Origin of the sequence: Agromyces sp. CF514, assembly GCF_900113185.1 — a bacterium.
Classification (GTDB): Bacteria; Actinomycetota; Actinomycetes; order Actinomycetales; family Microbacteriaceae; genus Agromyces.
In genome coordinates this window covers 1,826,933-1,847,630 of record NZ_FOZD01000001.1, presented here as the reverse complement: position 1 = coordinate 1,847,630, position 20,698 = coordinate 1,826,933, and the positions used below count along the sequence as shown (strand labels likewise).

The following is a 20,698-nucleotide window of genomic DNA, read 5'->3' as shown; positions in this document are numbered from 1 at the left end:
GCGCCAACCCTCGCATATGCGCCGGCCGCCGTCGAGGGCTTGCCTCAGTCGCGCGACGGCTCACTGTCGGCGACGCGCGGGTGCGGCTCGTCGACAGGCGCCGCGAACCCCGCCGCCGCCTCGGGGCCGGTGGCGATGCCGGCATCCGTCGGGGGTGCCGCGTCGAGCGGATGCGCGAGCTCGTCTTGGCCGAGCCGGGCGATCGCGAGCGTCGCGAAGGCGATGAACGGCGGCACGAGGCCGGCGATGAGGAACGCGGGCGCGATGCCGATCGCCTCGCCGACCGGCCCGGCGACCGCCATCGAGACGGGCATGAGCGCCAGCGAGACGAAGAAGTCGAGGCTCGAGACCCGCCCGAGCATCGACGGCGGCACGCGTCGTTGCAGGAGCGTGCCCCACACGACCTGCGCGCCGTCGAACAGGAGCCCGACCAGGAATAGCGCGATCACCATCACCCAGAGCTGCGAGGTGTATCCGATGATCGCGAGCGGGAGACATCCGACGCCCCACGCGAGGATCATGAGCGTGAGGTAGCGACGCGGCAGCCGGAACGACGCGACCGCGAGCGAGCCGACCGCCCCGCCCACGCCGAATGCGGCGAGCGCGAGGGCGAACGCGCCCGCTCCGCCGCCGGTCTGGTCCTTCACGGCGAACGGCAGCAGCACCTCGATCGGCCCCATGATGACGAAGACCAGCGCGATCGAGAAGACGAGCGTCGCGAGCAGCCACTTCGTGCCCAGCAGGTAGCGGAACCCGTCGCGCAGGTCGACGAACACCTGTCGCACCGGGTGCTGCACGACCTCGTCTGCTTCGCGTCGCACCGGCGTGGAGCGCATGACGCCCAGCACGATCGCGGCGACGACCTGCATGCCCGCGACGGTCGCGAACGCGAGCCACGGCCCCTGGAGCGCGATGAACGCGCTCGCGATCGCCGGACCGGCCGCCTGCATGACGGCGGGGCGGAGCACGCCCTCGATGCCGTTCGCCGCGAGCAGCTGGTCGGCGGGCAGCAGGGCGGGCAGCCACGCCGAGTACGCGGGATAGAAGAACCCGTCGGCGAGGCCCAGCACGAACGAGATGAGTGCGATGTGCCACACCTCGATGACCCCGGTCGCGGCGAGCACCGCGGCGACCGCGAACGCGGCGCCACGCACGATCTCGACCGTGATGAGGATGCGTCGCTGCGGGATCCGGTCGGCTGCGACCCCGCCGACGAGCACGGCGAGCACGAGCCCGAGGCTCGACCCGACCGCGACGAGCGAGAGGTCGATGGGGGTTCCGCCGAGCTCGACGACCTGCCAGACGGCCGCGACGAGCCAGGCGCCCGCCGAGAGCAGCGAAGCCGCGAGCGCGACCGCGAGCAGCCGGTACTGCCCGGCCTCGAAGGGACGCAGGGCGCGCGGCAGCGAGCGGGAGCGTTCGGTCATGCCTCCATTGTCGAGGGCCGCACCGTCATCGGCGACCCCTCAGACGGTCACCGGTCGGCGTCGTCCAGCCACTTCTCGACGAGGTGGTCGGCGACGATACGCCGGATCGTGCCCGACTTACCGCGCAGCACGATCGACTCGGTGCGGATGATCGGGCCCTTCTTGCGCACGCCCTCGAGCAGTTCGCCGTCGGTCACGCCCGTGGCGACGAAGAAGGTGTTGTCGCCGCGCACGAGGTCGTCGAGCTCGTAGACCCGGTCGCAGTCGAGTCCGGCCGCCTCGCCGCGGGCGCGTTCGGCGTCGTCCTTCGGGGCGAGCACGCCCTGCATGAACCCGCCGAGCGCCTTGATCGCGCACGCGGTCGTGATGCCCTCGGGGCTGCCGCCGATGCCGACGCACATGTCGATGCGCGACTCGTAGCGTGCGGCGTTGATGCCGCCGGCGACGTCGCCGTCGCTCATGAGCCGCGTTCCGGCTCCCGCTTCGCGGATGTCGGCGATGAGCTGCTCGTGTCGGTCGCGGTTCAGCACCGCGACGCGAAGCTCGCCGACGTCCTTGCCCTTCGCGGCGGCGAGTGCGCGCAGGTTCTCGCCGATCGGGCGGCGGATGTCGACGACGCCGATGCCCGAGGCATCCGTCACGATCTTGTCCATGTAGAAGACCGAGGACGCGTCGAGCATGGTGCCGCGGTCGGCGACCGCGATGACCGAGAGCGCGTTGTGGCGGCCGGCGGCCGTGAGCGAGGTGCCGTCGATCGGGTCGACGGCGATGTCGCACGCTGGGCCTCGGCCGGTGCCGACGCGCTCGCCGTTGAAGAGCATGGGGGCGGCGTCCTTCTCGCCCTCGCCGATCACGACCACGCCCTCGAAGTCCACGGTTCCGAGGAAGGCGCGCATCGCGTCGACGGCCGCGCCGTCGGCGCCGAGCTTGTCGCCCTTGCCGATCCAGGGGTAGGAGCGGATCGCCGCGGCCTCGGTCGCTCGAACGAGCTCGATCGCGATGTTGCGGTCGGGGTGCAGGAACAGGCTGTCGTCGGCAGGTGTCATCATCGGGCGTCCTCCGGGTTGGTGCGATGGCCTCGAGCGGCCCCTCGCGGGCCGTCGGCTCCGTGCGCGCTCACCGTCAAGCCTAGGCACGTACACCTCGACCTCGGCGGTTTCTGCACGAACGTGCGCCGAAAGAACCTTGATTCTTAATCGCTGGGCAAGGCGGCGGTCACCAAGGCGGGCGCCCGGTCATCGACCACGACCAGCGGCGACCTGGCCGGTGCGAGCGCGCACGCCGTGACCGGCGCGATGACGACGAGTGCGGATGCCGCGCACAGGCGTGCGAGCGCGATTCCCCGCGGTGCCGCCAGTCCTCGTTCCGCGGCGTCGGGCGCGAGTCCGTCGGCGAAGGCCGCGACCCGATCGGCTTCGACTGCGGACTGCGGCGCGAAGCGGGCGAGCATGACGCCGCCGTGCGCGCGCACGATCGCCGCCTCGAGCAGCCCCTCGGGCGCGCCGCCGATGCCGAGCAGCAGGTCGAGGTCGCCCTCGGCCGCGGCCGCGTACGCGACGCGTTCGACGTCGCCGTGCTCGAACCGGTGGAGGATCGCTCCGGCGGCACGCACGGCGTCGGCCACGGCGGCGTTTCGGGGGCGCGCCTGCACGGCGACCCGCAGGCTCGAGACCGGGCGGTCGAGCGCGGAGGCCAGACGTGCGAGGTTCTCGGCGACGGGCAGGTCGAGCGAGAGCCCCGCGTCGGGCGGGCCTCCGGCGACAGCAGCGGGCCGCGCGTGCACGAGCTTGTCGAGGTAGAAGGCGGGACCGGGGTCGGCGTAGGCGCCGCGCGGCGCGACCGCGAGGATCGCCATCGCCCCCGGGCGTCCGGCGGCAGCGAGGCGCGTGCCGTCGACCGGGTCGACGACGAGATCGAGCGCAGGCCCCGCCCCGGTGCCGAACCGCTCGCCCGGGTGCAGCATCGGCGCATCGTCCTTCTCGCCCTCGCCCGAGACGACGCGGAGGTCGGCCGGCACTGCGGCGAGCGCGAGGCGCAGCGCGTCGACCGCGGCGGCATCCACCGCATCGCCGTCACCCCCGCCCACGAGCGGACGCGCCGCGTCGGCGGCCGCGCGCACTGCCGCGAGCAGCGACGCGCGCAGGTCGTCGTCGAACGCGGGTTCGGTGATCGGGGGCACCGACCCATCATGGCCCAGCCCGCGGCATCCGCTCTCCGCTCACGGCCCCGGGCGCGCAACGCACGTGAGCACTCCTCGCGACCTCGGTAGACTCGCTGGTGAATCCTGTTGCCTTCCGAAGGAGCGCCATGCCCATCGCAACCCCCGAGCAGTACGCACAGATGCTCGACACCGCCAAGGCGAAGGCATTCGCCTTCCCGGCGTTCAACGTCTCGTCGACGCAGACCCTCAACGCGGTGCTGCAGGGCCTCACCGAGGCCGGCTCCGACGGCATCATCCAGGTCACCACGGGCGGCGCCGACTACTTCGCCGGCCACACGGTCAAGGCACGCGCCACCGGCGCCCTCGCCTTCGCCGCCGCCGCGCACGAGATCGCGAAGAGCTACCCCGTCACGGTGGCGCTGCACACCGACCACTGCCCGAAGCCCGCGCTCGAGGACTTCGTGTTCCCGCTGCTGGCCGCGTCCGAAGAGGCCGTCAAGGCCGGCGGCAACCCGATCTTCCAGTCGCACATGTGGGACGGCTCGGCCGTGCCGCTCGCCGAGAACCTCGAGATCGCGCAGCAGATCCTCCCCCGCATGAAGGCGATCAACGCGATCCTCGAGGTCGAGATCGGCGTCGTCGGCGGCGAAGAAGACGGCGTGAAGCACGAGGGCTCGAACGAGGCGCTCTACACGACGCTCGACGACGCGATCTCGACCGTCGAGGCGCTCGGCCTCGGCGAGCAGGGCCGCTACATGGCCGCCCTCACGTTCGGCAACGTGCACGGTGTCTACGCGCCCGGCAACGTCAAGCTCCGCCCGTCGCTCCTCAAGGACATCCAGGACGGCCTCGCCGCCAAGTACGGCACCGGCCCGAAGCCGCTCGACCTCGTCTTCCACGGCGGATCGGGCTCGACCGACGCCGAGATCGCCGAGGCCGTCGCGAACGGCGTCGTGAAGATGAACATCGACACCGACACGCAGTACGCCTACACGCGTGCGATCGCCGACTACATGTTCAAGAACTACGACGGCGTGCTCAAGGTCGACGGCGGCGTCGGCAACAAGAAGCTCTACGACCCCCGCGCCTGGGGCAAGGTCGCCGAGACCGCCATGGCCGCTCGCGTGGTCGAGTCGACCCGTCAGCTCGGCTCCGCCGGCAACTCGATCTCGGCGTAAGGCAGTATCCGCATGACGCACGACGAGGCCGCTCGCACGACCGGAGCCGCGGGGCAGGATTCGCCTCGGCCGACTCCCCCGATCGACGAGCGGCCTCGTCCGCGCTACGGCGAGTACGCCCCCGAGGGGTGGACCTGGCAGCCGCCGGTCGACCCGAACGCGGTTCCGGATGCCGCGGCGGCAGTCGCAGCGAACGACCCGTCCGCCGCAGCGACCGCAGCACCCGGTGCGCATGGTGCAGCTGGTTCAGCTCCGGTGCCGGCGACCGCGCCCGCCGTGCCGAAGGACCGCCTCTGGACCATCGCGCTGCTCGTCTTCGGCGTGTTCGGTGCGATCTACAACATCATGGCCATCGTGCAGCTGCCGGCGACGGCGCTCGAGTCGGCCAAGCTGTCGTCCGCGATGCTCGGCGTCGACGGACCCACCTCGTTCACGCCGGGCCCGGCCGTGCCGACGATCCTCGCGACGGGCGTGGTGCTGCAGATCGCGCTCTGGATCGGCGCGCTGCTGTGGTCGCGCGCGCGACTACGCGCCGGCCGCCTGTCGTGGTGGATCCCGCTCGTGGCGGGCGTCGTCGCGTTCGTCGTCGTCACCGTCATCGGCATCCTCGTGTTCGCGAGCGACCCCGAGTTCCTCACCTCCCTGAGCACCGCGAACGTCTGACCCGCGCGACAGCTCGCGACAGGGCGCGGCAGGGCAGGCAAGGCAGGGCAGGGCAGGGCAGACGACAGTCGCGCCCGAGCCGCGTTCTGCGCTAGCTTGACGGTCGATGCCGTCACCACTCTCGCGAATCGGCGACCGCACCTCGCGCGTCGCGTCCCGTGTCTCGACGATCGAGCTCCTCTTCGACCTCGTCTTCGTCTTCACGATCAGCCAGGTCGCCTCGATCGTCGTGCACGATCCCACCTGGCCGGGCGTGGCTCGCGCAGCGCTCATCCTCGGCCTCGTGTGGTGGATGTACGACGCGTTCGCGTGGCTCACGAACCAGACCACGCCCGACACCGCGCCCGTGCGCGTCTGGCTCATCGGCGCGATGGCCGCGTTCCTCGTGATGGCGCTTGCGATCCCAGAGGCGTTCGGTGAGACGGGCGTGCTCTTCGGAGCCGCCTACATCGTCGTGGCGATCATCCACGCGTCGTTGTTCGTCGCCCGGGGCGGATCGGGCGCCGCGCGCCGCATGCTCGCGGTCGGCACGTCGAACGTGCTCGTGGGCGTGCTGCTCGTGTGCTCCGGGTTCGTCGAGGGGCCGATCGACTGGGTGCTGTTCGCGCTGCCGTTCCTCGCGTTCCTCGCCTCGGCGTTGCAGAGCATCCGCGGCGGGTTCGATCCCGGTGCGGCGCACATGGTCGAACGCCACGGCCTGCTGATGATCATCGCGTTCGGCGAGTCGATCGTCGCGGTCGGCATCGTCGCGTCGGAGCATGCGCTCGACGTCGCGGTCATCGCGGGCACGGTGCTGTCGGTGGCCACGGTCGCCGCGCTCTGGTGGTGCTACTTCACGGGCGACGACCTTCGCGCCGAGCGCACGCTCGAGCAGGCCGATGCCCGCACCGGCACCCGCCTGGCGCTCGTGGCGTTCTACCTCGAGCACCTCGCCATGATCTTCGGCCTCGTGCTCCTGGCGGCCGGCCTGCACGAGGTGCTCGAGCACGCCGCCGAGCCGGCGTCCGCCACGGCCGCGGTGCTCGTGAGCGGCGGCGTCGCACTCTACCTGCTGGCGGATGCCGCGTACCGCCGCACCCTGGCGCTCGGCCCGATCGCGTGGCGGCTGTCGGCCGCCCTGCTCGTGGCGCTCGCCGCGTTCGCCGGCATCGCGCAGTCGGGGCTGCTGCAGCTCGCGCTGATCGTGCTGGTCGTCGGCGGGGCGCTCGCGATCGAGGCCCGCACGTCGCGCCGCCGCGGCGCGACGGCCGCGGCGGCGCCTGCCTGAGCGCGCGGCCTAGGCGCGCGTGCGCCCGCCGAGCGCGCGCTCGTCGGGCTTGCCCGCGAGGTCGCGGCGGAGTTCCTTGGGCAGCGAGAACATGAGGTCCTCCTCGGCGGTCTTCACCTCGGTGACCGCGCCGTAGCCGGCGTCGGACAGGGCCTCGAGCAGTTCGTGCACGAGCTCTTCGGGAACGGATGCCCCGCTGGTCACGCCGACCGTCTCGACGCCGTCGAGCCATTCCTGCTTGACCTCGCTCGCGTAGTCGACGCGATAGGCCGCCTTGGCGCCGTACTCGAGGGCGACCTCGACGAGGCGAACGCTGTTCGAGGAGTTCGCCGAGCCGACCACGATGACGAGGTCGGCGTCCTGCGCGACCTTCTTGATCGCGACCTGTCGATTCTGCGTGGCGTAGCAGATGTCGTCGCTCGGCGGATCCGCGAGGTTCGGGAACCGCTCGCGCAGGCGTCGCACCGTCTCCATGGTCTCGTCGACCGAGAGGGTGGTCTGCGAGAGCCAGACGACCTTGTCGGGGTCGCGCACGTCGATGTTCGGCACGTCGTCGGGGCTGTTCACGATGGTGACGTGGTCGGGCGCCTCGCCCGCCGTGCCCTCGACCTCTTCATGGCCCTCGTGGCCGATGAGCAGGATCTCGAAGTCGTCGCGTGCGAAGCGCACGGCCTCGCGGTGCACCTTGGTGACCAGCGGGCAGGTCGCGTCGATCGCGTGCAGCCCGCGGTCGGAGGCCGCGTTGACGACGGCCGGCGAGACGCCGTGGGCGCTGAAGACGATGTGGGCGCCCTCTGGCACCTCGTCGACCTCTTCGACGAAGATCGCGCCCTTGGCCTCGAGCTCGGTGACCACGTGGATGTTGTGCACGATCTGCTTGCGCACGTACACGGGGGCACCGTAGTGCTCGAGGGCCTTCTCGACGGCGATCACGGCACGGTCGACGCCGGCGCAGTATCCGCGGGGGGCTGCGAGCAGCACGCGCTTGTGTCCGGGGACGGGGATATCCTTGAGCCGGCCGCGCAGGCCGGGCACGCGGGGCATCCCGAGGCCGATCTTGGGGGTGGTGGTCGTCACCGTCCCATCCTACGCGGGGCCGACCGGGCGTCCGCCGACCACGGCCCAGCCGCACGCACGAACCTGAGGAGACCCACGATGACGGATGCCACGGCCACCCGCGAGGCTCCGTGGCCGGTCTCGACGCTCTCCGGCAAGCTCAAGGACTGGATCGAGCGGCTCGGCATGGTCTGGGTCGAGGGCGAGATCACGCAGTGGGGCGGCTCGGGCGGCAACGTCTACGGCAAGCTGAAGGACCTCGAGGCCGACGCGACGATCTCGTTCACCATGTGGTCGTCGGTGAAGGCCAAGCTCACCGAGCAGTTCAAGCAGGGCGATCACGCCGTGCTGCTCGTGAAGCCCACGTGGTGGGTCAAGGGCGGCTCGCTCTCGTTCCAGGTCTACGACATGAAGCACGTCGGCCTCGGCGACCTGCTCGAGCGGCTCGAGCGGCTGCGCGCGACCCTCGCCGCAGAGGGCCTGTTCGCGGCCTCCCGCAAGCGACCGCTTCCGTTCCTGCCGGGAGTGGTGGGCCTCGTGACCGGCCGCGACAGCGACGCCGAGAAGGACGTCCTGCGCAACGCCCGCCTGCGCTGGCCGGCGGTCGAGTTCCGCACCGTCTACGCGACCGTGCAGGGCGACCGCACGCCATCGGAGGTCGTGTCGGCGATCCAGCGGCTCGACGCCGATCCCGAGGTCGAGGTCATCATCGTCGCGCGCGGAGGCGGCGACTTCCAGAACCTGCTCGGCTTCAGCGACGAGCGGGTCGTGCGCGCGGCCGCCGCCGCGACGACGCCCATCGTGAGCGCCATCGGGCACGAGGCCGACCGCCCGCTGCTCGACGAGGTCGCCGACCTCAGGGCCTCCACGCCGACCGATGCCGCGAAGCGCGTGATCCCCGACGTCGGCGAGGAACTCGCGAAGGTCGACCAGGTGCGCGCCCGCCTCGGCATGCGGCTCTCGTCGATCCTCGCGCGCGAGATCGACCGCATCGGGCACCTGCGCCAGCGCCCGGTGCTCGCCGACGGCTCGTGGATCGTCGACCGCCGCGCCGAAGACCTGACGCGCTGGGTCGCCCGCGGATCCGAGCTCGTCGACCGGCAGATCGAGCGCCAGACCTCGCGCCTCGGCGAGCTGCGCGGCCACCTGCGCGCCCTCTCGCCGCAGGCGACGCTCGACCGCGGCTACGCGATCGTGCAGGGGCCCGACGGGCACGTCGTGCGGGGGCCGGCCGGTGCGCCCGCAGCGACCCGCCTCACCGTCACGCTCGCCGAGGGCACGATCGCGGCCGACTCGCTCGGCGCCCTCGACGCGGGCGCGACCCCGCACGCGCCCGACGACGCGCTCGACGCCCCGCCCGCGGCATCCGCACCGCAGATCGCCCCGGTGACGCCGGCCGACGAACCTGTCAGCGGCGCCGAATAGAATGGCGGCCATGCCCCCCACCACGGATGTCTCCGAGCTGAGCTACGAACAGGCGCGTGACGAGCTCGTGCAGGTCGTCGCCGAGCTCGAGCAGGGGTCGGCGACCCTCGAGCACTCGCTCGCCCTGTGGGAACGCGGCGAGGCCCTCGCGGCCCGCTGCGAAGAGTGGCTCGTCGGCGCGAAGGCCCGGCTCGACGCGGCGCGCGCCGCGGCGGCCACGGCCTCGACCGGCCGCGCTGCGGCATCCGACGAGGGCGCGTTCTGATGGCCGAACCCGGCCAGGGGCCGATCGTCGCCGAGCTCGGTCGCCCCGAGACCCCCGCAGAGACGGCCGCCCGCAAGGCGAAGAACTCCCGCGAGTACCGCGAGCGCAAGACCGTGAGCAACCTCGTGTACGCGCTCGTCGCGTGCGTCGCCGTCGTGGTCGTGATCGTGCTGGCCGTGCCGCGAAGCGACGAGCCGATGCACCCCGACGTCGATGTCGCGACCATCGCAGAGCAGGCCCAGGCCGTCAGCGGCGAGCCGCTCGCGGTGCCGGTGCTGCCAGAGGGCTGGAGCGCGAACGCCGCAGAACTGCGTCGCCAGAGCGACGGCATCACCGCCTGGTACACCGGCTACCTCACGCCGAGCGGCGAGTTCATCGGCCTGTACCAGGGCCTCGACGCGAACGCGACGTGGTCGGCCGACCTGCTCGCGCGCACGCTCGCGACGGGCACCGTGCAGGTCGACGGCGCCGACTGGACCATCTACGACAACCGCGATTCGAGCGACGACGTCGGCAATGCCCGATACGGCCTCACGACCGAGGCGGGCAGCACGGTCTTCGTGCTCGCCGGCACCGCGACCGATGCCGAGTTCGCGACCCTGGCTGCGGCGATCGCCGACACGGTGACGGCGCAGCAGTGACCGGCACCGCCGGTTCGTCGAACGTCCGAACCGCACTCCGCACGACCTGATGAGCACCGCCCCTATTGCACGAGGAGCAGCAGTGACCGAAACCCCCGTTCGCCCCACCACCCCGGCCGAGACCTGGCGCGAGCTGCGCAGCGGCAACGTGCGCTTCGTCTCGGGCAAGCCGCTGCACCCTCGCCAGGACGTCGAGCGACGCGCTTCGCTCGCCGAGGGGCAGCGCCCGCTGGTCGCGATCTTCGGATGCGCCGACTCCCGCCTCTCGGCCGAGATCATCTTCGACGTCGGCCTCGGCGACGCCTTCGTGGTGCGCAACGCCGGCCAGGTCATCTCCTCGTCGGTCGTGGGCTCGCTCGAGTACGCGGTCGGCGTGCTGCACGTGCCGCTCATCCTGGTGCTCGGGCACGACGCGTGCGGTGCGGTCAACGCCGCGATCACCTCGCAGACCGCCGACGCCGAGCCGCTGCCCCCGCACATCGCGGGGCTCATCGCGAGCATCATCCCGTCCGTCCGCCGCGTCGCCGGAGGCGACCCCGACGCCCCCATCGACCTCTCGAAGGTCGACGCGGGCTACGTCGGGCGCGAGCACCTGCGCTCGACCGTCTCGCGCCTGCTCGAGGAATCCGAGATGATCAGCGACGCGATCGCAGCGGGTACGCTGGCCATCGTGGGCGCGAACTACCGCCTCTCCGAGGGATTGGTCGACACCGACGTCGTCGTCGGTCAGATCTGACGCTCGCCCGAGGCATCCGCCACACTCATCCCGCCCGCTGCACGAGTCTCACGGGCACGCGAACCGGAAGGAACCACACCTTGGTCGACAACACCGCCGACTACCGCATCGAACACGACACCATGGGCGAGGTGCGCGTTCCCGCCGCAGCGCTCTACCGTGCGCAGACGCAGCGCGCCGTCGAGAACTTCCCGATCTCGGGCAAGGGCCTCGAGCCCGCCCAGGTCGCCGCGCTCGCGCGCATCAAGAAGGCCGCCGCGCAGGCGAACGCCCAGCTCGGCGTGCTCGACGGCGCCATCGCCGACGCGATCGTCGCGGCAGCCGACGAGGTCATCGCCGGCAACCACGGGTTCATCGAGCACTTCCCGGTCGACACCTACCAGACCGGTTCGGGCACCTCCTCGAACATGAACATGAACGAGGTCCTCGCGACCGTCGCGACGCAGAAGCTCGGTGCCGAGGTGCACCCGAACGACCACGTCAACGCGTCGCAGTCCTCGAACGACGTGTTCCCGACCTCGGTGCACATCGCCGTCACCGCAGCGCTCATCGACGACCTGATCCCGGCGCTCGACCACCTCGCGGTCGCGCTCGAGGCCAAGGCCGAGGCCTGGGCCGAGGTCGTCAAGGCCGGCCGCACGCACCTCATGGACGCGACCCCCGTCACGCTCGGCCAGGAGTTCGGCGGCTACGCGCGCCAGATCCGCCTCGGCATCGAGCGCGTGCGCACGGCGCTCCCCCGCGTCGCCGAGGTGCCGCTCGGCGGCACGGCCGTCGGCACGGGCATCAACACGCCCGCCGGCTTCCCGCAGCTGGTCATCGAGATCCTGCAGCGCGAGACCGAGCTGCCGATCACCGAGGCCGCAGACCACTTCGAGGCCCAGGCCAACCGCGACGGCCTCGTCGACGCGTCGGGCGCGCTCCGCACCATCGCCGTGAGCCTCACGAAGATCTGCAACGACATCCGCTGGATGGGCTCGGGCCCCAACACGGGCCTCGGCGAGCTGCACATCCCCGACCTCCAGCCGGGTTCGTCGATCATGCCCGGCAAGGTCAACCCCGTCATCCCCGAGGCGGTGCTCATGGTCGCCGCGCGCGTCATCGGCAACGACGCGACGGTCGCCTGGGCAGGTGCCTCCGGCTCGTTCGAGCTCAACGTGCAGATCCCGGTCATGGGCACCGCACTGCTCGAGTCGATCCGCCTGCTCTCGAACGCCTCGCGCGTGCTCGCCGACAAGACCGTCGACGGCCTCGAGGCCAACCTCGAGCGCCTCACGGCCCTCGCCGGCATGTCGCCGTCGATCGTGACCCCGCTCAACAAGCTCATCGGCTACGAGGCCGCGGCGAAGATCGCGAAGCACTCGGTCAAGCAGGGCATCACGGTGCGCGAGGCCGTCATCGACCTCGGCTACGTCGAGCGCGGCGACCTCACCGAGGCGCAGCTCGACACCGCGCTCGACCTGCTCTCGATGACGCGCCCGCCGCAGGCGAAGTAGTCCCGCCGAAATCGCCGCAGGGCGATTCGATCGAACCCGGATGCCTCGGGCCGCACGTCGGCCCGAGGCATCCGTCGTCTCCGCCGCGCCACGCAGTCAGGCCGGAATCATGCGGTTTCTGACCGGAGTCCGACGGTAGTGCCCTCGAAACCGCAGATCGCCGGGCGTAGGTTGGCGGTATGGATCACGGAGGCACGCCCGTCACGTCCGTCACCGAACTCGAGGAGCTCGTCGGTCGACCGTCGCCGGCCGTGCGCGACAAGTCCCGCACGTTCCTGCACGAGATCGACCGGCAATGGCTCGAAGCCTCACCGCTGTGCTTCGTCGCGACGGCCGACGCCGCCGGCAATCAGGACGTCTCGCCGAAGGGTGACCCGGCCGGCTTCGCGCTCGCGCTCGACGCCCACACGATCGCCCTCCCCGAGCGCCCCGGCAACCGACGCGCCGACGGGTTCCACAACCTGCTCGAGAACCCGCACGTCGGGCTCGTCTTCGTGATCCCGGGGCGCGGCGACACGCTGCGCGTCAACGGCACGGCACGGGTCCTGCGCGATGCGCCCTACGCCGAGCGCATGCGCGTGCGCGGCCACGTGCCGGCCCTGGTCGTCGAGGTCGCCGTCGAGGGGGTCTTCTTCCACTGCTCGAAGGCGTTCCTGCGTTCGAAGACCTGGCAGCCCGAGACCTGGCAGCCGGATGCCGCGCCTCGCCGTGCGGTCATCGCGCAGGCGCTCGAGCGGCCGACCGAGACGCTCGAGTCCCTCGAGGAGTACTACGGCCCGTCGTACGCCGAGAAGATCTACGGGTAGCACCCACGAAATGCGGAGGAGATTCGCGCGAGGGGAGGTCCTTGCGCGCCAAAGGTCTCCTCCGTTAGTGCGAATCTCCTCCGCAGGAAGGCGGCGCGGCGGCGCAGCGGCGCGATGGCCCGCCGGCGCGTGACGGCCGTCCGCAGACGACGGATGCCGGCGGCTGGTCGCCTGCCACCGGCATCCGTCGTCCGATCCTCCGGTCGGGTCAGGTCAGTTCGGCGCCGTCGAGCATCTCCGAGACGAGGGCCGCGATCGCCGAGCGCTCCGAACGGGTGAGCGTGATGTGCGCGAAGAGCGGATGCCCCTTCAGCGTCTCGATGACCGAGGCGACGCCGTCGTGCCTTCCGACGCGCAGGTTGTCGCGCTGCGCCACGTCGTGGGTGAGCACGACCCGGGAGTTCTGCCCGATGCGCGAGAGCACCGTGAGCAGCACGTTGCGCTCGAGCGACTGGGCCTCGTCGACGATGACGAACGCGTCGTGCAGCGAGCGTCCGCGGATGTGCGTGAGCGGAAGCACCTCGAGGATGCCCCGATCGACGACCTCGTCGAGCACGTTGTCGGAGACCACCGAGCCGAGCGTGTCGAAGACCGCCTGCCCCCAGGGGTTCATCTTCTCGCCCTGGTCGCCGGGCAGGTAGCCGAGCTCCTGCCCGCCCACCGCGTAGAGCGGGCGGAAGACCATGATCTTCTTGTGCTGCTGACGTTCGAGCACCGCCTCGAGCCCGGCGCAGAGCGCGAGCGCCGACTTGCCGGTGCCGGCGCGCCCGCCGAGCGAGAGGATGCCGATCTCGGAGTCGAGGAGCAGGTCGATCGCGAGGCGCTGCTCGGCCGAGCGTCCGTGCAGGCCGAACACGTCGCGGTCGCCGCGCACGAGGCGCACCTCGCGCTCCCCCGTGACGCGCGCGAGCGCCGAGCCGCGGTCGGAGTGGATCACGAGGCCCGTGTTCACGGGCACGCCCTCGACCTCGGGGATCGAGAGGTGCTCGTGCTCGTACAGCTTGGCCATGTCGTTGGAGCCGAGCGTGAGTTCGCTCATGCCGGTCCAGCCGGAGTCGTGCGCGAGCTCCGCACGGTACTCCTGCGCGTCGAGGCCGATCGAGGCGGCCTTCACGCGCAGCGGCAGGTCCTTCGAGACGACGGTGACGGCGATGCCGTCGTTGGCGAGGTTCGCGGCGCACGCGAGGATGCGCGTGTCGTTGTCGTTCAGCTGCAGGCCGCTCGGCAGCACCGAGGTGCTCGAGTGGTTCAGCTCGACGCGCAGCGAACCGCCGTCGCCGACCGGGATCGGGAAGTCGAGACGCTCGTGCTCGATGCGCAGCTCGTCGAGGATGCGCAGGGACTGGCGCGCGAAGTACCCGATCTCGGGGTCGTTGCGCTTGGCCTCGAGTTCGGTGATGACGATCACCGGCAGCACGACCGCGTGCTCCGCGAAGCGGAACAGCGCACGGGGATCCGACAGCAGCACGGAGGTGTCGAGCACGTACGTGCGCTCGTCCTGCGCGACGCCGGCGGGCGTTGCGGCATCCGGTCGCTGCTCGCGCCCGGTTGACCCTGCGACGGACTTGGAGGTTTCGAGTGAGGCCACGACCGCTCCTGCCCCGAGCGTTTCCGCTCGGCTCTCGCGCCGGCCGGCGAATCCTCCTACGAGCGCTTCACGAGCCGACTCGTTCGGGCACCTTGCCCGATGTGTGCGACGCTACGTCCGTCGTTCGCATTCGCGTCGAGCGACACGCGGCGAGTTGCGGCGACGTCACACAGAGTTCACATTCGTCGGCGAGCGGATGCCGCGGGCAGGCGCAGGCGGCCAAGCCCGCGTCCGCGCGGCGGCCGGGAGACGGCCGCGGGAATCCGCCCGACTCGCCGTCAGTACGTCGCGGCGGAGCCGTACGACACGAACGCGGAGCGCAGCATGTCGAGGGTCTCGGCATCCGTGCCCGCGTGGGCGCTGAGTCGCACCTGGCCGAGGCGGGTGGTGGCGGTCACGCCGTGGTTGTGCAGCGACGCCGTGAGCACCGAGAGCTGATCGGCCGGCGGCTCGAGCACGACGATGCCGGCTCGCTCGTGCTCGTTGCGGGAGGAGGCGACCGCGATCGCGAACTCGTCGGCCAGGTCGATGACGCTGCTGACGTTCGATGCGACCGCGGCGTTGACGTTCGCGACGCCGACCGCGGCGAGCTCCTCCATGGCGGCGGCGAAGCGCGCCTGGGCGATGGGGTCGGGATTCGACACCCGGAAGGCCCTGGCACCGGGCGCGGGCGGCGGCACGAAGCCCCACGGCTCGACCTCCTCGGTGGCCGAGAAGCCCGAGAACACGGGGGTCAGCTGCTCGATCGCCCGGTCGGACATCGCGAGGAACCCGGTGCCCCACCCAGCCCGGCACCACTTCTGGCCACCGGTGGCGACGACATCCGCCGCCTGCCACGGCGCGTCGACGACGCCGAACCCCTGGATCGCGTCGACGATGAGCAGCCGGTCGCCGATGACCTGGCGGATGCCCTCGATGTCGCACAGGTAGCCCGTTCGGGCGTCGACGAGGCTCACGGCGACAGCGCCGACGCCGTGTTCGAGCTGGTCGCGGATCTGCCCGGGGGTCACCTTGCCGTGGTCGGTCTCGAGCCAGACCGGCTGCACGACGTTGAGCGCCTCCTGGGCGCGCACGGCCGCGATCGGCAGGCTCGGGAACTCGTCGGGCGAGAGGAGCACGCCGCCGGTCAGTCCGAACAGCGCGTGCATCAGGCCGGTGCTCGTGTTGGGCGTGAAGACGACCTGGTCCGCGGGGAAGCCGGTCAGTGCGGACGCCGCTTCGCGCACGCGCGCATCCTGCTCGAGGAACACCGACGAGCTGCCGTGGCGCGAACGCTCGAGCACATGGGTGAGGGCGTTGCTCTCCTCGGCGGCGACACGCGAGAGCGGCCCGAACCGCCCGTAGTCGAGGTACCCGGGTTCCTCGCCGAACCCGTCGACGAACGCGTCGATGCCCATTCATGCCCCCATTCTTCGAGCGATATCATGGCACGCCGCGGCGCCCCGTGTGCAAGCGGAGTTCAGCCGCCGAAGCGGCGGTGTCGCTTCGCGTAGTCGCGGATGGCGCGCAGGAAGTCGACCTGCCGCAGGTCGGGGCCGAGGGCCTCGACGAAGTAGAACTCGCTGTGCGCGGCCTGCCAGAGCATGAAATCGCTGAGGCGCTGCTCGCCCGACGTCCGGATGACAAGATCGGGGTCCGGCTGTCCGCCGGTGTAGAGGTGCTGTCCGATGAGGTCGGGCGTGAGCCGGTCGGCGAGGTCGTCGAGGCTCCGCCCCTCGGCGTGGTGCGCGGCGACGATCGAGCGCATGGCGTCGACGATCTCCTTGCGGCCTCCGTATCCGACGGCCAGGTTCACGTGCATGCCGCGCTTGTCGGCGGTTCGGTGTTCGGCCGCGTCGAGCGCGGCGACGAGCGGCTGGGGCAGTCCCGCGTCGGATCCGACGTGCTGCACGCGCCAGTCGCGGTAGTGCGAGAGCTCCTCGGCGAGCTCGGCGATGATCTCGATGAGCGCGGCCAGCTCGTCGCTCGCCCGGTTTCCGAGGTTGTCGCTCGACAGGAGGTACAGGGTGACGACCTGGATGCCGAGGTCGTCGCACCACTCCAGGAACTCGCGCACCTTCGCGGCACCGGCCCGGTGGCCGTGCGCGGCCGAGTCGTAGCCGAGCTGCTTGGCCCATCGCCGGTTGCCGTCGATGATCATCGCGACGTGTCGAGGCAGCGACTCCTGCTCGAGTCCGCGTCGGAGGCGGCGCTCGTACAGCCGGTAGAGGATGCCGCGACCGAGGGGCGGATCGCTGGATTGCACGCGACTACGCTACCGCTACTGGGGCTCCAGCACTCACAGCGGACCGTGACCGGTGAGGCCCTACGCTGTGAGCATGACCCCCAAGCGCCACCGCGAGTCCGCCGACCTGGCGCACGAGCTGACCCGGCCCGTCGCACCGGAGGACCCGACGGACGCGGCGATCGACGCCGAGCAGCACGGCCCCGACCTGCCGAACATCCCGCTGCTCGACGACGCGATCGCGCACCCGACCGAAGACGTCAAGCCGACGTGGCGCGGCTGGATCCACGCGGGCACGTTCCCCGTCGCGATCGCCGCGGGCATCGTCCTCATCGGCCTCGCGCAGGGGGCGCCCGCCAAGTGGGCCTCGGCGGTCTTCATGCTCACGTCGCTGCTGCTGTTCGGCAACTCGGCGCTCTACCATCGCTTCAACTGGAAGCCGAAGACCAAGGTCGTCCTGAAGCGCATCGACCACGCCAACATCTTCCTGCTGATCGCCGGCACCTACACGCCGCTCGCGGTGCTCGCGCTGCCGCCCGAGAAGGGCTGGGTGCTGCTCGCGGTGGTCTGGGCGGGCGCGCTGCTCGGCATCGGGTTCCGCGTGTTCTGGATCACGGCGCCGCGCTGGCTGTACGTTCCCCTCTACCTGCTGCTCGGGTGGGCCGCGGTGATGTACCTGGGCGACCTGCTCGCCGCGAGCGTCGCCATGATGGTGCTCGTCGTCGTCGGCGGGCTGCTCTACACGGTCGGCGCGGTGATCTACGGCTTCAAGCGCCCCAACCCGTGGCCGGGCGTGTTCGGCTTCCACGAGATCTTCCACACCTGCACGGTGCTGGCGTTCATGTGCCACTGGACCGCGACGCTCATCATCGCGGTCGCACCCGTCTACCACGTGGGCTGAACCGAGCCCGGGTCGCCCGCCGTCGCGGTCGCGTACGTCGGCGCACCTCGTTCAGCGGGTCGGTGCGTCTCCGGATGGCGCGTCGTCGGCGTCGCCCGACGGATCGACTCCGTTCGGTCGAGCGCCGTCTTCCGAACGGTCGGATGCCGCGGCATCCGTCTCGGGGTCGATGCCGTCGACGCCGGTCTCGGCCATCTCGCGGGCGAGCTCCGCCTGCACCTCGGCGCGGTAGTTCGTGCGGCGGATGCGGCGCGTCATGTCGAGCACGAGCAGCAGCACGACGACCATGATCGCGAACGTGATGACGAAGCCCCAGACGCCGGGCGTCACGTCGTTGGGATCGACCTCGTCTTCGGCCGCGCGCACGATCGGGGCGACCGCGACCTGCGCCGCGACGAGCGCCGTCGCCGCGCTCACAGACGAATCCGGAGGGTCGGACGGGCGGCGGATTCGGAGCGCATGGAACTCTCTCTCACGGCGGATTCTGGCGGTGCCAGTGCGGGTTAGGCTTGAAAGGCAAGCCTAATCGATCCGACCCCCGAGGATTCCGAGTGTCCAGCACCGAGACCGACCCGCTCGCCGCGCGATACGGGCGCACTCGGCGCAACCGGCGCCGCGAGCTGACGATCCTCATCGCCGCAGGCATCGCCTTCGCGATCGTGCTGGTCTCCTGGGTCGTCTGGGCCGGTCTCGACGGCCAGCAGGCCGCCGTTCAGGCCACCGACACGTCGCACGTCGTCCGCAACGACGAGCGCTCGGTCGAGGTCAACTGGACCCTGTCGGTGCCCGCAGGCGAGACCACCGCGTGCGCGGTGAAGGCCCTCGACGACGACTTCACGGTCGTCGGCTGGAAGGTCGTCGAGATCCCGGCATCCGATCGACCGCTGCGCAGCCTGACCGAGACCGTCAGAACCGCCCGCGACGCCGCGACGGGTTTGATTTCGAGCTGCTGGCTCACCTAACATGGGGCATTCGCCTCGACAGTCGTCGGGGCGTCACGTCTATTCGGACGCGTTCATCGACGCGTCCCCGCAGGAGGGCATCATGGCGCAGGACGCCACCGTCACCTGGCTCACGCAAGATGCGTACGACCGGCTCGCCGCCGAGCTCGAGCAGCTCTCGACCACGGGTCGCGAGGAGATCGCGAAGCGCATCGAAGCGGCGCGCGAAGAGGGCGACCTGAAGGAGAACGGCGGGTACCACGCCGCGAAAGACGAGCAGGGCAAGATCGAGGCTCGCATCCGCCAGCTGAAGGGACTGCTGAAGACCGCCGAGGTGGGCGACGCTCCCACCTCGAAGGGCATCGTCGAGTCCGGCACCGTCATCACCGCGGTCATCGCGGGCGACGAGGAGACCTTCCTCATCGGCAGCCGCGAGATCGCGGGCGACTCCGAGCTCGACGTGTGGAGCGAGCAGAGCCCCCTCGGTGCGGCGATCCTCGGCCTCAAGGTCGGCGACAAGACCAGTTACACGGCGCCGAACGGTCGCGAGATCGCCGTGGAGGTCACGGCCGTCGAGACCTGGGGCGGGCAGTAGCACCCGCTCGACCACGTGAGAACGGCGCCGACCGCATGGTCGGCGCCGTTCTCGTTCTTCCGGCCCGGGTGGAGGGTCGGGCGGGCTACTCCGAGACGATGCGCGGCTCGTAGCCCGCGCGCCGCAGCACGTCGACGACGGAGGCCCGGTGCGCGGGCCCGCGCGTCTCGACCGAGAGTCGCAGCGCCACCTCGGAGATCTGCAGGCCGTTGCCGTGGCGGGTGTGCAGCACCTCGATGACGTTCGCGTGCGCCTCGGCGAGCAGTTCCGCGATTCGGGCGAGCTGCCCGGGGCGGTCGGGCAGGCCGATCTCGAGCGTGAGGTAGCGATCGGATGCCGCGAGGCCGTGCGCGATCACGCGCTGCATGAGCAGCGGGTCGATGTTGCCGCCCGACAGCAGCGCGACCACCGGTCCGTCGGATCGGATGCGCCCGCTCATGAGCGCCGCGACCGAGACCGCACCGGCGGGCTCGACGACGAGCTTCGCGCGCTCCAGGAGCACGAGCAGGGCGCGTGCGATGTCGTCGTCGCTCACGGTGAGGATCTCGTCGACCGTCTCGCGGATGATCTCGAACGTGAGCTCGCCCGGCTTGTACACCGCGATGCCGTCGGCGATCGTCGGCACGACGGGGATCTGCACCGGGTGCCCCGCCTCGAGCGAAGGCACGTACGGCGACGCGTTCTCGGCCTGCACGCCGATGACCCGCACGACGCGTCCCTCGAGCGCGGCACGCTGCTTGACGGCGCTCGCGACTCCGGCCGCGAGACCGCCGCCGCCGATCGGCACGACGATGGTCGCGGCATCCGGGACCTCGTCGAGCACCTCGAGGCCCAGGGTGCCCTGGCCGGCGATGACGTCGGCGTGATCGTACGGCGGGATCATCACCGCGCCCGACTCGGCCGCGAACGCGTTCGCGGCGTCGAGCGTCTCGCCGAACGAGTCGCCGTGCAGCACCACCTCGGCGCCGTACGCCCGCGTGGCGTCGAGCTTCGGCAGCGCGACGCCGACCGGCATGAAGATCGTGGACGAGATGCCGAGCTCGCGCGCGGCAAATGCGACACCCTGCGCGTGGTTGCCCGCCGAGGCCGCCACGACGCCGCGGGCCTGCTCCTCGGGGCTCAGGGCGCTCAAGCGGTTGTAGGCGCCGCGCAGCTTGTACGATCCGGTGCGTTGGAGGTTCTCGCACTTGAGGTGCACGGCGACGCCGAGCCGGTCGGCCAGGTACCGCGACGATTCCATCGGCGTGCGTTGCACGACCGCTGCGACCACGCCACGTGCGCGTTCGAAATCGGCGAGGGTCGGTCCCGGGATGGTGCTGATCACGCGT

Annotated in this window: 21 protein-coding genes; 12 read left to right on the top strand and 9 right to left on the bottom strand. The window is 71.2% G+C overall.

The features are described from left to right. Positions 1-44 precede the first annotated feature (44 nt). From BM342_RS08175 to BM342_RS08165, 3 genes are all read right to left on the bottom strand, one after another. Positions 45-1,427 (bottom strand): MFS transporter, encoded by a 1,383-nt coding sequence (locus BM342_RS08175; RefSeq protein WP_092964901.1) that lies wholly within the window; start codon positions 1,425-1,427, stop codon positions 45-47. 47 nt (positions 1,428-1,474) lie between these two features. Then, positions 1,475-2,476, bottom strand: a complete 1,002-nt coding sequence (gene glpX / locus BM342_RS08170) for a class II fructose-bisphosphatase (RefSeq protein ID WP_369823115.1) — start codon at positions 2,474-2,476, stop codon at positions 1,475-1,477. A gap of 143 nt (positions 2,477-2,619) precedes the next feature. Further along, the gene (locus BM342_RS08165) at positions 2,620-3,606 is read right to left on the bottom strand and encodes a fructose-bisphosphatase class II (RefSeq protein WP_177232105.1); all 987 of its coding nucleotides are present in this window, start codon (positions 3,604-3,606) and stop codon (positions 2,620-2,622) included. 128 nt (positions 3,607-3,734) lie between these two features. Between BM342_RS08165 and fbaA the strand changes: the two genes are divergently transcribed. The 3 genes from fbaA (at position 3,735) to BM342_RS08150 (ending at position 6,696) form a co-directional block, all read left to right on the top strand. Further along, positions 3,735-4,766, top strand: a complete 1,032-nt coding sequence (gene fbaA / locus BM342_RS08160; protein ID WP_092964899.1) for a class II fructose-bisphosphate aldolase — start codon at positions 3,735-3,737, stop codon at positions 4,764-4,766. A gap of 12 nt (positions 4,767-4,778) precedes the next feature. Next, complete coding sequence (locus tag BM342_RS08155) at positions 4,779-5,429, top strand: DUF6264 family protein (RefSeq protein ID WP_092964898.1); 651 nt, start codon at positions 4,779-4,781, stop codon at positions 5,427-5,429. A 106-nt stretch (positions 5,430-5,535) separates the two neighbouring features. Then, positions 5,536-6,696 (top strand): low temperature requirement protein A, encoded by a 1,161-nt coding sequence (locus BM342_RS08150; RefSeq protein ID WP_092964897.1) that lies wholly within the window; start codon positions 5,536-5,538, stop codon positions 6,694-6,696. Between the two features lie 9 nt (positions 6,697-6,705). Here BM342_RS08150 and BM342_RS08145 read toward each other — a convergent pair whose 3' ends face one another. Further along, positions 6,706-7,740 (bottom strand): 4-hydroxy-3-methylbut-2-enyl diphosphate reductase, encoded by a 1,035-nt coding sequence (locus tag BM342_RS08145; protein ID WP_092966694.1) that lies wholly within the window; start codon positions 7,738-7,740, stop codon positions 6,706-6,708. Between the two features lie 111 nt (positions 7,741-7,851). Between BM342_RS08145 and xseA the strand changes: the two genes are divergently transcribed. The 6 genes from xseA (at position 7,852) to BM342_RS08115 (ending at position 13,121) form a co-directional block, all read left to right on the top strand. Continuing rightward, entirely contained in the window at positions 7,852-9,177 is a 1,326-nt protein-coding gene (gene xseA, locus BM342_RS08140; RefSeq protein ID WP_092964896.1) for an exodeoxyribonuclease VII large subunit, read from the top strand. A gap of 10 nt (positions 9,178-9,187) precedes the next feature. After that, positions 9,188-9,442 (top strand): exodeoxyribonuclease VII small subunit, encoded by a 255-nt coding sequence (locus BM342_RS08135; protein WP_369823114.1) that lies wholly within the window; start codon positions 9,188-9,190, stop codon positions 9,440-9,442. After that, a complete protein-coding gene (locus BM342_RS08130; RefSeq protein ID WP_092964894.1) occupies positions 9,442-10,083 on the top strand; it encodes a DUF4245 domain-containing protein in 642 nt (213 codons plus the stop codon). Before BM342_RS08135 ends, BM342_RS08130 begins: the two co-directional genes overlap by 1 nt. A 49-nt stretch (positions 10,084-10,132) precedes the next feature. Then, positions 10,133-10,819 carry a carbonic anhydrase gene (locus tag BM342_RS08125; RefSeq protein ID WP_092964893.1) on the top strand — a complete coding sequence of 229 codons (687 nt, stop codon included), beginning with the start codon at positions 10,133-10,135 and terminating at the stop codon, positions 10,817-10,819. A gap of 80 nt (positions 10,820-10,899) precedes the next feature. Further along, entirely contained in the window at positions 10,900-12,315 is a 1,416-nt protein-coding gene (locus BM342_RS08120; RefSeq protein ID WP_092964892.1) for a class II fumarate hydratase, read from the top strand. A gap of 179 nt (positions 12,316-12,494) precedes the next feature. After that, positions 12,495-13,121 (top strand): MSMEG_1061 family FMN-dependent PPOX-type flavoprotein, encoded by a 627-nt coding sequence (locus tag BM342_RS08115; RefSeq protein ID WP_092964891.1) that lies wholly within the window; start codon positions 12,495-12,497, stop codon positions 13,119-13,121. Between the two features lie 208 nt (positions 13,122-13,329). On the opposite strand, the gene BM342_RS08110 is transcribed toward BM342_RS08115, so the two are convergent. From BM342_RS08110 to BM342_RS08100, 3 genes are all read right to left on the bottom strand, one after another. Continuing rightward, the gene (locus BM342_RS08110; protein WP_255368611.1) at positions 13,330-14,709 is read right to left on the bottom strand and encodes a PhoH family protein; all 1,380 of its coding nucleotides are present in this window, start codon (positions 14,707-14,709) and stop codon (positions 13,330-13,332) included. A 278-nt stretch (positions 14,710-14,987) separates the two neighbouring features. Further along, a complete protein-coding gene (locus BM342_RS08105; RefSeq protein WP_092964890.1) occupies positions 14,988-16,106 on the bottom strand; it encodes an aminotransferase class V-fold PLP-dependent enzyme in 1,119 nt (372 codons plus the stop codon). A gap of 62 nt (positions 16,107-16,168) precedes the next feature. Next, on the bottom strand, positions 16,169-16,954 hold the full coding sequence (locus BM342_RS08100) for an isoprenyl transferase (protein ID WP_092964889.1): 786 nt from the start codon (positions 16,952-16,954) through the stop codon (positions 16,169-16,171). Between the two features lie 73 nt (positions 16,955-17,027). Here BM342_RS08100 and BM342_RS08095 point away from each other — a divergent pair, with 73 nt between their 5' ends. Continuing rightward, positions 17,028-17,834: a PAQR family membrane homeostasis protein TrhA gene (locus tag BM342_RS08095; protein ID WP_092964888.1), complete on the top strand. Its 807-nt coding sequence runs from the start codon at positions 17,028-17,030 to the stop codon at positions 17,832-17,834. Positions 17,835-17,885: 51 nt separating this feature from the next. Here the strand turns inward: BM342_RS08095 and BM342_RS08090 are convergent, their stop codons facing one another. After that, positions 17,886-18,251, bottom strand: coding sequence for a hypothetical protein (locus tag BM342_RS08090; RefSeq protein ID WP_092964887.1), 366 nt, complete (start codon positions 18,249-18,251; stop codon positions 17,886-17,888). 134 nt (positions 18,252-18,385) lie between these two features. Between BM342_RS08090 and BM342_RS08085 the strand changes: the two genes are divergently transcribed. Next, entirely contained in the window at positions 18,386-18,796 is a 411-nt protein-coding gene (locus BM342_RS08085) for a DUF4307 domain-containing protein (protein ID WP_177232104.1), read from the top strand. Positions 18,797-18,878: 82 nt separating this feature from the next. Next, positions 18,879-19,370, top strand: coding sequence for a transcription elongation factor GreA (gene greA / locus BM342_RS08080; RefSeq protein ID WP_092966690.1), 492 nt, complete (start codon positions 18,879-18,881; stop codon positions 19,368-19,370). A gap of 85 nt (positions 19,371-19,455) precedes the next feature. Here greA and ilvA read toward each other — a convergent pair whose 3' ends face one another. Then, positions 19,456-20,694: a threonine ammonia-lyase gene (gene ilvA, locus BM342_RS08075; protein WP_255368610.1), complete on the bottom strand. Its 1,239-nt coding sequence runs from the start codon at positions 20,692-20,694 to the stop codon at positions 19,456-19,458. Positions 20,695-20,698 lie beyond the last annotated feature (4 nt).